The 12,325-nt window shown below is 52.2% G+C and carries 11 protein-coding genes and 1 pseudogene; 5 read left to right on the plus strand and 7 right to left on the minus strand.

Annotated features, from left to right (window positions below; all coding sequences use genetic code 11):
• Positions 1-77 precede the first annotated feature (77 nt).
• From metN to metQ, 3 genes are read left to right on the plus strand one after another with little or no spacing between them, the layout of a single operon-like run.
• Positions 78-1,112: a methionine ABC transporter ATP-binding protein MetN gene (gene metN, locus BZG78_RS13665; protein ID WP_021023982.1), complete on the plus strand. Its 1,035-nt coding sequence runs from the start codon at positions 78-80 to the stop codon at positions 1,110-1,112.
• Entirely contained in the window at positions 1,102-1,788 is a 687-nt protein-coding gene (locus BZG78_RS13670; protein ID WP_021023981.1) for a methionine ABC transporter permease, read from the plus strand. The genes metN and BZG78_RS13670 overlap by 11 nt, the downstream gene beginning before the upstream one ends.
• A gap of 54 nt (positions 1,789-1,842) precedes the next feature.
• On the plus strand, positions 1,843-2,658 hold the full coding sequence (gene metQ, locus BZG78_RS13675) for a methionine ABC transporter substrate-binding lipoprotein MetQ (protein WP_077661507.1): 816 nt from the start codon (positions 1,843-1,845) through the stop codon (positions 2,656-2,658).
• A 147-nt stretch (positions 2,659-2,805) separates the two neighbouring features.
• Here the strand turns inward: metQ and BZG78_RS13680 are convergent, their stop codons facing one another.
• Positions 2,806-3,822: a hemolysin family protein gene (locus BZG78_RS13680; RefSeq protein WP_077460092.1), complete on the minus strand. Its 1,017-nt coding sequence runs from the start codon at positions 3,820-3,822 to the stop codon at positions 2,806-2,808.
• Positions 3,819-5,192 carry a hemolysin family protein gene (locus BZG78_RS13685; RefSeq protein ID WP_077661508.1) on the minus strand — a complete coding sequence of 458 codons (1,374 nt, stop codon included), beginning with the start codon at positions 5,190-5,192 and terminating at the stop codon, positions 3,819-3,821. The genes BZG78_RS13680 and BZG78_RS13685 overlap by 4 nt, the downstream gene beginning before the upstream one ends.
• Positions 5,193-5,488: 296 nt before the next feature.
• Between BZG78_RS13685 and BZG78_RS13690 the strand changes: the two genes are divergently transcribed.
• A complete protein-coding gene (locus tag BZG78_RS13690) occupies positions 5,489-6,436 on the plus strand; it encodes a GlxA family transcriptional regulator (protein ID WP_199877202.1) in 948 nt (315 codons plus the stop codon).
• Positions 6,437-6,578: 142 nt separating this feature from the next.
• Here BZG78_RS13690 and BZG78_RS13695 read toward each other — a convergent pair whose 3' ends face one another.
• The 4 genes from BZG78_RS13695 to BZG78_RS13710 all read right to left on the minus strand — a co-directional run bounded on the left by BZG78_RS13695 (position 6,579) and on the right by BZG78_RS13710 (position 10,688).
• Positions 6,579-8,135, minus strand: a complete 1,557-nt coding sequence (locus BZG78_RS13695; protein WP_199877203.1) for a BCCT family transporter — start codon at positions 8,133-8,135, stop codon at positions 6,579-6,581.
• 227 nt (positions 8,136-8,362) lie between these two features.
• Entirely contained in the window at positions 8,363-8,824 is a 462-nt protein-coding gene (locus BZG78_RS13700; protein ID WP_077575905.1) for a thioesterase family protein, read from the minus strand.
• The gene (locus tag BZG78_RS13705) at positions 8,824-9,780 is read right to left on the minus strand and encodes an L-carnitine dehydrogenase (protein ID WP_077661511.1); all 957 of its coding nucleotides are present in this window, start codon (positions 9,778-9,780) and stop codon (positions 8,824-8,826) included. The genes BZG78_RS13700 and BZG78_RS13705 overlap by 1 nt, the downstream gene beginning before the upstream one ends.
• Positions 9,777-10,688 (minus strand): 3-keto-5-aminohexanoate cleavage protein, encoded by a 912-nt coding sequence (locus BZG78_RS13710; RefSeq protein ID WP_077661512.1) that lies wholly within the window; start codon positions 10,686-10,688, stop codon positions 9,777-9,779. Before BZG78_RS13710 ends, BZG78_RS13705 begins: the two co-directional genes overlap by 4 nt.
• A 173-nt stretch (positions 10,689-10,861) precedes the next feature.
• Between BZG78_RS13710 and BZG78_RS13715 the strand changes: the two genes are divergently transcribed.
• Entirely contained in the window at positions 10,862-11,089 is a 228-nt protein-coding gene (locus tag BZG78_RS13715) for an addiction module antidote protein (protein WP_242413028.1), read from the plus strand.
• Positions 11,090-11,368: 279 nt separating this feature from the next.
• Here BZG78_RS13715 and BZG78_RS15435 read toward each other — a convergent pair.
• Positions 11,369-12,325, minus strand: a pseudogene (locus BZG78_RS15435) (hypothetical protein); the annotation flags it as partial.

Genomic DNA, 12,325 nt, shown 5'->3' on the forward strand with positions numbered 1-12,325 from the left:
ACCAGAACGACAGCAAGAGCGCGGGATAGACCGCTGAGTCAGTCGGCTGTGATCAAATTTATCGCCAAGGACATGTGATGATTGAGATATCCAAACTCAACAAGGTATTCGAACTCGGGGAGCGCCGAATTCATGCCCTTAACGACATCAACTTATTTATCCCGAAAGGAAAAGTATTTGGTGTGATCGGTGCCTCTGGTGCCGGCAAAAGTACGCTGATCCGAATGGTTAACCTGCTCGAGCGCCCGACCAGCGGTACGGTAAAGGTAGGAGGCGTTAACCTCACCGCGTTATCCAATCGCGATCTGACCCAAGCTCGCCGTCAAATCGGGATGATTTTCCAACACTTTAACCTACTGTCATCGCGATCGGTCTTCGACAACATCGCCCTACCGCTTGAACTGAGCGGCGCGAGCAGTGACGCGATCGAAACCCGAGTCACCGAGTTACTCGATTTAGTTGGTTTAGCCGATAAGCGTCATGTCTATCCGGCTAGCCTCAGTGGCGGACAAAAACAACGTGTCGCGATTGCCCGCGCACTGGCGCCAAGCCCAGATGTATTATTGTGTGATGAAGCCACTAGCGCACTGGATCCTGCTACGACACAATCGATTTTGTCACTGCTACAAACCATTAATGAAAAGCTCAACCTGACCATTTTATTGATCACCCACGAAATGGACGTGGTGAAGCGCATTTGTCACGACGTTGCCATTATTGGTGACGGTGAATTGGTCGAATCTGGCCCGGTGGGCGACATTTTCGCCCATCCGAAATCCGACTTAGCGAAACAATTTATCCGCTCAACCTTGGATTTATCGGTACCTTATGACTATGCCCAACGCTTAAAAGATACCTACTTTGACGGCAGCTACCCCTTGGTGCGCCTAGAATTTACCGGCGCTACCGTGGATGATCCATTGATCAGTCAAATATCAAGGCTGTTTGATATCGACATCAGCATTTTAAGCTCTGATATCGACTACGCTGGCGGCGTCAAATTCGGCTTATTACTGGCAGAGATTATGGGCCCGAAAAAAGCGGTCGAAGACGCCATCCACTATCTCAACCAGCACCATGTCAACACGGAGGTACTTGGCTATGTTGATTGATCAACTTATAAATTGGGTCAACGAAAACAACGCCCTGCTTAACTTGCTTGCCGAAGCTACAGGTCAAACCCTGTATATGGTCTTTGCCTCCGGCCTGATAGGCTTTGCCATTGGGATCCCATTAGGTGTAATGCTGCACGTCACCAAAAAAGGGGGGCTGCTAGCGCAACCCAAGTTTAACCAAGCGCTCGGCGCGGTGGTGAATATTGGTCGCTCGATCCCTTTTATTATCTTATTGGTTGCGATTATTCCCTTTACCCGCCTGCTCGTCGGCACCTCGATTGGAACAGCGGCAGCAATTGTCCCGCTGACAGTGGGCGCCATCCCTTTCGTTGCACGTCTGGTCGAAGCGGCGCTTTTAGAGCTGCCACCGGGACTAGAAGAAGCAGCCAAAGCCATGGGCGCTACCCCATTGCAAATTATCTATAAAGTACTCGTACCCGAAGCGCTACCTGGCATTATTAATGGCGCAACCATTACCTTGGTCACCCTCGTCAGCTACTCTGCTATGGCTGGAGCCGTGGGCGGTGGCGGCCTAGGCGATGTCGGTATCCGCTACGGCTACCAGCGCTTTGATACCACGGTTATGCTGATCACCGTTGTCATGCTAGTCGTGCTGGTACAAGCCATACAATCTTTAGGCGATTACTTGGTACGCCGAACCGATCACCGATAATAAAACACAACACTTACCGTAAACGACGGACAATTTTATCAAGGGAGACAGACAATGAAGACCACCATTAAAACACTTTTAACCACCTTAGGCCTCGCCTCCACACTCCTACTCACCGGGTGCGGAGAAAAAGAGCAAGCCGCTAGCGATGCCAACAGCATCACCGTGGGCGTGATGGCAGGCGAAGAAGCACAAGTGGCCGAGCACGCAGTAAAAAAAGCCAAGAAGTTAGGCCTCGACGTTGAGCTGATCACCTTTACCGATTATGTGTCGCCCAACGCGGCACTCGACGATGGATCGGTTGATGTGAATGCCTTTCAGCACAAACCTTACTTAGACGCGCAAATCAAAGATCGCGGCTACGAGTTTGCGATTGCTGGCAACACCTTTGTGTACCCGATTGCGGCCTATTCTTATAAGTTAGATAGCGTGGCCGATCTCCCAGAAGACGGGCAAATTGCCGTGCCGAATAACCCTGCTAGCCTCGGCCGTTCATTACTACTGCTTGAGCAGCAAGGTATCCTAAAACTCAAAGAAGGTGCTGGCATCAGCGCTACCAAGCTCGATATCGTTGAAAACCCGAAAAACATTGAAATTATTGAACTGGAAGGCCCACAACTGCCTCGCTCACTGGAAGACGTGGATATTGCCATCATCAACAATACCTTTGCCGCTGGCATCGGCCTAACCCCAAGCAAAGACGGCCTGTTTGTTGAAGGGAAGGACTCACCCTACGTGAACCTGATTGTAGCCCGCAAAGACAACGTAGACGCAGAAAACGTCAAGACGTTTGTTAAAGCTTACCAAACTGACGCGGTTTACAACGCGGCGATGGAAATCTTTGACGGGGCGGTGGTGAAAGGCTGGTAAGTCAACCGCTCGAAAAACATCAGCGCCCCGGTGGAGGCATCAAATCTCGTCACCATCGTTCGCAATAAAAACGATAGCAATAGAAACGAAAGCAATAAAAACGCCACAATCACTTGTGGCGTTTTATTAATCATGGCGCACTGTCTTTTAACTTGCAGCGGTGACGGGAAGCACGCGTTTTAAAATATCCGCAAGCGTCACCACGCCAATCATTTCCCCCTCTTTACTCACCACCGCAAGCTGAACGCTGGCTTCACGCATGCGCGCTAGCGCTTCGTAGATGGGGGTGTTGGCATCCAAAACATAGGCATTGCGAGCGACATCGCGTGCGAGTCGGTCTGCCGGTTCGAGTAGCGTATCCCGGACGTGAACCACCAATGGCTTAAGCCCTTTGTTACCAAACACCAAAATACGCAGATGCCCTGACGACACGGCGACAGCGCGCACCTCTGCGACCGTTGCATGTTTATCAACATGTGCCATCACCTGTCCCTGGGTGACCAAGGTTTCGATCGCAATCGAGCTCAGATCGATCAACCCCGACAATTGTCGTTGAATCGCTGGTTGCAAGGTGCCGACTTTGCCCGAGTGTTCAACCAATTGACGAATGGTTTGAATATCTTGTCCCCCTACCGCGGCGCTTTCTACTGGCTCAACCCCTGAGGCTTTCACCAAGCGATTGGCAATACGGTTGACCCAGCGAAGTAACGGACGTAACGGCCACACATAAGCACGCGAGACAACACCGATTGCCAGTGCTGACTTTTCTGGATGAGCAATCGACCAAGACTTCGGTGCCATCTCACCCACGACGAGGTGCAAAAATGTCACCACGAACAGCGCAAACCCGAAGGCCGCCGCATCAGCCGCCCAAGCGGGCAAGCCAACCGCGAGAAAGACGGGCCCTAACCATACATCTACCGCCGGCTTGGTGACCGCCCCGAGTGCAAAGGTACAAAAGGTGATCCCTAATTGCGCCCCTGCCAGCATCAAGGTCAAATCATTCATGCCACGCAGCGCTGCCCGCGCCGACCCACTCTCAACCGCCATTTCTTCCAGACGATGTCGACGCGCACCCATCAAGGCAAACTCGATAATGACAAAAAAGCCACTCAATACAATCAAAGCCAGCGTGACAACACTAACCATCAAAGGATCGGTCATTGGTTATCCTCCGCAATGGGCTGCTCGATAAGCGTAACCCGCACTGACGTGGGGATATGTCGCTCGATGCTTAACACATCCACCTCAAGATGACGCACGATCGGCTGACTCTCCGCCAGTTCGGATGGATCAATCGGCAGCGAGATGGTCACCGTGTCCCCTACGGCTGGCAATGCGCCACATGCCGCAATCAATACCCCTGTAATGGTTTCGACATCGTCCCGCGGCAGATCATAGCCAATCGCACGCTCCACTTCGTCGATGTGCACATCACCATCCATCAACCAGACATTGTCACTTTCAGGGATAACCGCCTCGGCATGATCACTATCATGCTCGTCGGTAATTTCTCCCACGATCTCCATGGCCAAATCTTCAATCGTTAATACCCCGGCAAAGCCGCCATATTCATCAATCACACATGCCAGTTGATTGGTCGAACGCACCAACTGATCTAGCGCATTTGGCAACGGCATTAATGTGGGGATAACACTGGCCGGACGCATCACTGACGCCACGGTATCATCCGAATGGGACTCTGTTTTCGCGAGAACGTCTGCCAGATGCACCACGCCCACCGGCGCATCATTATCATCAAGCACCGGATAACGGGTGTGGGCTTGCGCCATCAGCGCCAACAATTCGGACAGCTTGGTTTCTGGCGACACCCAATCAACTTGCGAACGCGGCACCATTGCATGCTCAACATCGCGCGCTGGAAAATCCAGGATCCGATCCATCATCAGTGACAACTCCACCGGCAAATCCCCGCTTTCTCGCGAGTCGGCGATAATATGGTGTAAGTCGTCTTCTGAGGCACTCATATCAAGATCATGTACCGGTTGAATCCCCACAATACGCAGCACCAGGTTGGCGGATTTATCAAAGAAACTGATGATCCAACCAAACACCGACATATAAATCAGTGTCGACCGCGACATCATACGCGCCATGGGTTCAGCATTGCCAATGGCTAAGTTTTTCGGGTAAAGCTCACCCAAAATCATTTGCACAATCATCGCCACCGCAAGCGTCGCCATGGTGCCAATCGCGATCCCCGTTTCCAACGACAGTCCAAGCCGTTGCAATAATACCCCCATCGACTCGCCGACCAGCGGCTCGGCAACAAAGCCCAATACCAAGCCGGTGACCGTGATACCAAGCTGCGCGCCAGATAGCATAAAGCTCGTCCGTTTTGTCACCGCCAGCGCCCGTTTGGCCGATGCATCGCCCGTCGCAGCTAAGGTCGCAAGTTTGGCGCGATCGACCGCCATATAGGCAAACTCTTGCGCCACAAAGTAGCCATTAGCGGCAATAATTAACAAGATAAAGAAAAGACCGAGCAGGAGGGTAATCATAGGTTCAATCATGACTGCATCCTTTGTTGGTGACAACGTACCAGTGAAGGGGAGTGACAATCGACGCGTGTTGGATCCACAAAATATGCCTTATGTAGAAAGAGGAATCGGAGTATATTCTGGTGATATCGATACAGTCTAGTTAATTTTTGTACACCTCACCGTCGCGCGTTTGGTAGCCAAGAGCGTCTGTGCTTTTTTTCAGGAAAATGGTGGGCTTAGCTTGACCCGGCCAGTGGCCGCCCCTCATCATTATTTCTACCATTCTTTGTTCATTTGTGATCATGCGCCTTGAATACACAGGTCCAATGCCGGAACGCCTCGGTTTTCTACTACTCCCCCGCTTTTCGATGATGGCCTTTTTCTCTGCTGTCGAGCCATTGCGTATAGCCAACCAGATCAGCGGCGAATCGCTGTTTGATTGGCAAATGATCAGTGAAGACGGCAAGCCGGTGACGGCGTCCAACGGCATGTCACTGCTGGCCGACACAGCCATCGACGCCGTGCATGATCTTCCCTCACTCGCGGTCTGTAGCGGTTTTGATCCTGAAGCTTACCTTAGTCGTCCTTTGATGCGTTGGCTGCACCGTCTTGATGCGGCAGGCTGCGTGCTGGGCGGACTCGACACCGGCTGCTTTTTGTTGGCCGCTGCCGATCTACTCAAGGGCGAGCGGGTCACCCTGCATTGGGAAAGTTTGCCCTCATTTCAAGAGCGCTTCCCAGAGGTGAGAACCTCAGATGAGCTGTTTGAACTGGGACCGCGGCGCTTCTCATGCGCAGGGGGCGCAGCGGCGATGGACATGGCGCTCGATGTGATAGCGCGTCGTCACGGCAACCAGTTGGCAATCGACGTCTCCGAGCAGCTGGTACACGAGCGCATTCGTACTCGACGCGATCAGCAGAGAATGACGTTAGCGCGCCGCTTGGGCACCCATCGACGACGTCTGGTCGAAGCGGTGGATGTGATGGAGCGCCATATAGAATCGCCCTTGTCCTTGGCAGAAGTCGCTGAGCGCAGTGGTATCTCGCTGCGTCACCTACAACGCCTTTTTGACAGCGAGCTTAATCAGTCGCCGCGCAGCTGGTATTTAGGATTGCGGCTAGATCGTGCCCGTTACTTGCTTAAAGAAACCGATCTCGATGTGTTAACGGTGGGATTGGCCTGTGGCTTTAGCTCAAGCTCGAGTTTTTCCCGCGCGTTTCGCACCCATTACGGCGTGTCACCGCGTCAAATGCGCAAAACCCAAAGCCAGTAAAAGAAGAAAAACAAGATAGATAAAAAAGCCGCTCACCCCACCACCTTAATCGGCAACGGAATGAGCAGCTTGTCTCGCGTTTAGCGCGTCTTGGTGCGACACCTTAAACCGCTATTTTTTCACGGCCAGCTATTTTTGGCAGCTAGCTTTTTTTAGCCGCGACGAGCGAGCGGCGCGATTCACCAAACAGTGAGATCAGCACCCCGGCGGTCATCACCAGGATCACCACGCTCAGTGGCAAGGCCGCGGCGATCAATGCTGTTTGTAGCGCTTTAAGGCCGCCGGCCATCAGCAGCGTTGCCGCAACTAAGCCAATCACCACGCCCCAAAGCACCCGGAAACGCTTCGGTGGCTCTTCATCACCCAGTGACAAAATCGTCGTCAGCACTAAGGTGCCTGAATCAGACGAGGTCACAAACCAGCTCATCAACAAGAACACCATCAGGGCTGAGAGTATCCAGCCGAACATCCCAGAACCTACGATCCCATCCGCTGCGGCAAATAATGCGGCGGGAAGCTCCCAAGCGTTCACCAAATCGATAATCCCAGCACTGCCGACACCACCACTGGCATACAGCTCTTGGTAGATGGCATTACCGCCGAAGATCACCAGCCAGACAAAGATCAGTAAGGTGGGCACAAATAACACGCCCAGCACAAACTCACGCAGGGTGCGCCCTTTGGAAATACGCGCGATAAATAGCCCAACAAAAGGCGCCCAAGCCAGCCACCAGCCCCAATAGAAAATGGTCCAGGCCTGCTGCCACTCCACCGTGCCCGGCTCATCAGCAAACCACAGCCCCATCGGGATAAAGTTAATTGCATAATCGAGCAAGGTTTCGCCGAACGCGCTGATCAGCCAAAGTGTGGGGCCGCCAATGAAAAAGATACCGACTACCAGCACCGACACCCAAATGTTCATCTGGGAGATAATACGGATCCCACGGCGCACCCCGGATACCGCCGACACAATCGAGATCGCCGAAATCACTGCAATCAAGATCAACTGCGTCGACAAACCGGAGGTGATACCGATCAGGCGCTCCAGCCCCACCGCCATTTGACTGACGCCGAGACCGAGCGAGGTCGCGACGCCGAACACGCAACCCAGTACACCGAGGATATCGAAAAGATGCCCCCAAGCGCCGTAAATGCGCTCGCCAATGAAAGGATAAAGCGCCGAGCGCAGCGCCAGTGGCAGTTGCTTACGGTAGGCAAAATACGCCAGCGACATGCCGACAATCACGTAGATAGCCCAACCATGCAGCCCCCAGTGGAACACGGTGACCCGCAGCGCATCGATGGCACGCTCGTAACCAATGGCGGCCGCGCCTGCCATATCGGCGTGGGGATTGTTGGGATAACCAAATCCGCCGGTGTTATCGAGGTAAAAAATGGGTTCGGCCACCCCAAAAAACAGGATGCCGATACCGATGCCAGCAGAGAACAGCATCGAGAACCAAGAGAAGTTGCTAAACTCCGGACGGCTGTCGTCAGGGCCGAGGCGCACATTGCCGTACTTGCTGAAAACGATAAAACCGCACACGGTCAATAACAGCATCACAGTGATCAAGTAATAGCCACTAAAGGTGCTTTCAATCCAGGTGCGCGTCGCACCAAACAGGACGCTGGCCGTCTCCGATTGAAAGCCGGTAAACAGCACAAAAGCCAGCACCAGCAGTGCAGAGCAAATGGTCATGCCACGATGCATGCCCTGAAAGAAGCCATCCTGAGCAAGCTCGGTGACGGTATAATCGGTCGATGTTTCAGCCTGGTGGCTGTCACGACGCTTGGATGAGTGTGGTGGGGTTGGCGTAGCGATAATAAATCCTCCTTGAGCCGGAAGTCGGGCCGGCGATCCCGTTAACCGCTCAGCCTCTACTGAGCGGGACTTGATAACTCTTTAGCGCCCGATGGCAGCGTCGTTCAATACCGCTTGGGTAACCCGATACGACGGCCGGCACTCTCGGGCCAATCACTCTCAACCGCGCAAGGCAGTGTCTCGATGAGATTGGCCACAACATCTGGAAAAGGCGCGGGGCGACCGGTTTGCGTATCGATGCCCATCAGCATCTGCTCGCTGGTGGCCAGCACCTCACCTTGGCTATCACACATTTGCATAAACACGTGCAGGCGCTTTTGATCACGCGCTAACACGGTCACGTCGACCACCAAGGTCTGGCCTTGATGCGCCTCACGTCGGTAACACAAATGGGTTTCTAGGGTATAAATGGTATAGCGATGCTGGGTGCGGCCGGCGTCATCCAAGCCAATAGTGGCCATTAGCGCATCGACACCCAGCGAGAACACGCGCGCGTACTCGGCATCGTTCATGTGCCCGTTATAATCGACCCATTCTGGCGCGACGTCTATCGTTAATAGTGCCATTAGATGCGCCCTTCCAAGCCTTCAGCCTCAGGCCAATACTTCTGCGCCAAATCTAAAAGCTCGACCAAAAACGCGTCACGGCGACGGTCTAGCTCAGAAACGGGACGACCCGCGGCTTGGTGTTCACAGCCTTCCACCACTTTATCAATCAGCTCATCGGTCAGCTCAGGCGCTTCCAGCTTGGTCCACGGCAGTTTTAGCGCCGGGCCGAACTGCTCTAGCATATGGCGCATGCCCTGCTCACCACCGGCTAGGTGGAAGGTTAAGAAGGTGCCCATCAGTGACCAGCGCAGGCCACAGCCGTAAACCACTGCCGCATCAATCTCTTCGGTGGTAGCCACCCCATCGTTAACCAGGTGCAAGGCTTCACGCCACAGCGCTTCCATCAAGCGGTCTGCAATATGCCCCTCGATTTCACGCTTAACCACCAAGGGACGCATTGCTAGTGCTTGGTAAAGTGCATGGGCGCAGTCAATATGATCCGATTGAGTGGCTTCGCCGCCCACTAATTCAACCAGCGGCAATAAATACACCGGATTGAATGGATGCGCCACCATCACCCGCCCTGGATGATTATGACAATCCGTCTGCAGCTCGGTGGGCTTAAAGCCAGAGGTCGATGAGCCAATAATCGCGCTTGGCGCCGCGGCCGCATCAATTGCCGCCAAGGTCTCACGCTTTATATCGATGCGCTCCGGGACGTTCTCTTGAACTAGATCGGCCTCTTTCACCGCCTGCTCAAGGCTATCAACAAAGGTTAACCGAGCAGGGTCCGCACCGACGGCAAGGCCCAGTTTTTCTAACGATGGCCAGGCATTGGTCACAAAGGCACGGGTGCGAGTGGGCGCTTGTGGGTCAGGGTCATAGGCAACCACGTCCCAACCTTGCGCCAAGGCACGCGCAATCCAGCCATTACCAATCACGCCAGTGCCGATGACCGCTAACTGCTTGCTCATTGGTCACCTCCTTCAACCGGCTTGCCCGTCTTAGGGTCAACCAGTTTCAGCGCGGCGCGCGTTTGTGCGGGCGTCATAATGCGACCGCCAAGGTTTTCAATGATGGTGCTCGCCTTTTCTACCAAGCCGCCGTTGGTCGCCATCACCCCTTTTTCTAAGTAGAGGTTATCTTCCAAGCCCACGCGCGCATGGCCACCCAGCAACATGGCTTGCGCCACCATCGGCATCTGATGGCGACCAATTCCAAACGCCGCCCAGTTGGCGTTTTCAGGCAGCTTGTTTCGCATGGTCAGCATGGTTTCGGTGTCCGCTTCCGCGCCCCATGGAATGCCTAAGCAAAGCTGAAACAACGGATCGCCCTCGAGCAAGCCTTCTTTTTGTAGCTGGCGGGCAAACCAAACGTGGCCTAAATCAAAGCACTCCAGCTCGGCTTTCACGCCCGCGGCCTGCACCATACGGGCTTGCTCGCGCAGCCAGTCAGCGGTGTTGATATACACCATGTCGCCAAAATTCAGGCTGCCGCAATCTAAGGTACACAGCTCAGGCAATAGCTCGCCCACTGGCGCATGACGCTCCGCTGGGGTTTGCATATCGGTGCCCGGGCCACCACGGCTTGGGTCTTGGGCATCCGGCACCCAATCACCGCCGCCACCGCCGGTGATGTTCATGACAATATCGACGTCTGATTCGCGAACGCGCTCCATCACCTCACGGAAGTGATCAATGTTGTGGCTAATGCCGCCCGTTTCAGGATCACGCACGTGAATATGAGCAACACTGGCACCAGCACGCGCCGCCTCAATACAGTTGTCGGCAATCTGTTTTGGCGTGATTGGCACATTGGGGTTTTTGCCCGTGGTATCGCCCGCACCGGTGACGGCGCAGGTAAGAATGACGCTGCGATTCATGTTCGGCCTCTTGTCGCTTGATTAAACTGGCCACAGTGTGTCCGGAATACAGCGTCAAAACTTGACACTAAACGACATAAAAGACACATAAAGAGACATTATGAGTTATTGGCAGGCTGACGGAATGGCGCAAACAAATCACAGTAAAGCGCTAAACGTGATAGCAGTTACCGATGATAACGACACCCCCGTTTGACCCAGCAGCGTTCTTGGACAATCAAGAAGCCCTTCAAGCTTACTTAGACGAAACGGTGCAAACGGGCGATCCCGCATTTATCACCGATGCACTGGGTGTGATCGCACGCGCCAAAGGAATGGCAGATATCGCCAAACAAACCGGTCTTTCGAGAGAAACGCTCTACCGCACACTCAGCCAAAAAGGCAATCCCTCAAGACATTGATGGCGATTGTGGATGCGTTAGGGATGGAGTTGAGGCTTGGTGGGTCTAAGTCACTAAACGCGCAGTAGTCACTGCGGCGTTGCTATCAAAGGCTGGATGTCACTCAGCTGGCCATACTGTGAAATAAGCAAGCCCGCACTAAACAATGCGGGCTTTGGGTGGAGTAACGCTAAAAGAGTAAGTCAATGTCATTATGGCTTGGAAATGGATAGAAACGCGTTAGTACTTGTGCTCAAAAGCATTCCAATTGGATTAAAAAATTTTTAAATGTGGCCAAATTTAGTTGGCCACTACATCTCTATGTTTTTGTAACAGATTGATTTTCTGATGAGGTAACCCTGCTTTGCTATATCGGTAGATTAAATAGTTAGCTATATCTTGCTCATGAGTTGACATGATAACTTGTCGATCTCTCAGCTCTACCCTTAACAAGTCGCTTAGTGACGCAATATTAATCTCATCCATACATTGCGTTGGATCATCAATAAAAACAAAAGCTGTTTCCGCGTATTTTTTGTTAAGCGCCAAGAATAAAGATAATGCAAGTGCACTGATCTGGCCACTACTCATAGAAAGAACTGCGTCATGCTCATCCCCTCTGGCAGTTTTAAACTGCAATGGGGTATCTTTTTGGTTCCCATCCGCACGATCTAAAAATATTCCTAATCCAGTTTGCATATTTTGCAATAAGCGGCCACTGTAGATATGGAAAAGCAGTTCTATTTCACCAAGCGTCTGATTTATGTAGGTATTACGAGCCTGGTTGAGTTGTTTTTCCGTACTTCTTAGCTTATCATCTACTTTACTAATGGCTGTAAGCCTAGACTCAGATTGATTAAACGCCTTTAGTTTCTGCTCATGAGTTTTACTGACTAAATTGCTATATTCGTTGTGTATATAGTTAAGTTTTTTATCAACGGATTCAAAAGTAATTTCTTTAAGTTCTTCAGGGTTATTAAAAGCGCTATAAAACATAGCTAAAGCCTGCTCTGGTAGAGAATTACTTTCAGGTTCAAATGTGAGCAGTATTTTCTGACGAATATCTTCTACTTGTTCATTTTGTTGCTCTTCTGTCTCTGCATATTCTTCAGGAAGTGAAATATTTAGCTGTCGTACTCGATTGGCAATAGCTAACAATCGGTTTATTTTATGCTCATGAGCCTCTATATCTTGTAGTAACTTAGGATTGAATTTTTTGTCTATTTTTTCAAGCTGACTTTGAAAACTGCGTAATAA

The organism is Salinivibrio sp. MA351, from assembly GCF_001996065.1.
Taxonomy (GTDB): Bacteria; Pseudomonadota; Gammaproteobacteria; order Enterobacterales; family Vibrionaceae; genus Salinivibrio; species Salinivibrio costicola.

Coding starts and splice junctions, on each gene's coding strand:
- metN (WP_021023982.1), top strand. CDS start 78: ATGATTGAGATATCCAAACTCAACAAGGTATTCGAACTCGGGGAGCGC.
- BZG78_RS13670 (WP_021023981.1), top strand. CDS start 1,102: ATGTTGATTGATCAACTTATAAATTGGGTCAACGAAAACAACGCCCTG.
- metQ (WP_077661507.1), top strand. CDS start 1,843: ATGAAGACCACCATTAAAACACTTTTAACCACCTTAGGCCTCGCCTCC.
- BZG78_RS13680 (WP_077460092.1), bottom strand. CDS start 3,822: ATGACCGATCCTTTGATGGTTAGTGTTGTCACGCTGGCTTTGATTGTA.
- BZG78_RS13685 (WP_077661508.1), bottom strand. CDS start 5,192: ATGATTGAACCTATGATTACCCTCCTGCTCGGTCTTTTCTTTATCTTG.
- BZG78_RS13690 (WP_199877202.1), top strand. CDS start 5,489: ATGCCGGAACGCCTCGGTTTTCTACTACTCCCCCGCTTTTCGATGATG.
- BZG78_RS13695 (WP_199877203.1), bottom strand. CDS start 8,135: ATGACCATTTGCTCTGCACTGCTGGTGCTGGCTTTTGTGCTGTTTACC.
- BZG78_RS13700 (WP_077575905.1), bottom strand. CDS start 8,824: ATGGCACTATTAACGATAGACGTCGCGCCAGAATGGGTCGATTATAAC.
- BZG78_RS13705 (WP_077661511.1), bottom strand. CDS start 9,780: ATGAGCAAGCAGTTAGCGGTCATCGGCACTGGCGTGATTGGTAATGGC.
- BZG78_RS13710 (WP_077661512.1), bottom strand. CDS start 10,688: ATGAATCGCAGCGTCATTCTTACCTGCGCCGTCACCGGTGCGGGCGAT.
- BZG78_RS13715 (WP_242413028.1), top strand. CDS start 10,862: ATGATAACGACACCCCCGTTTGACCCAGCAGCGTTCTTGGACAATCAA.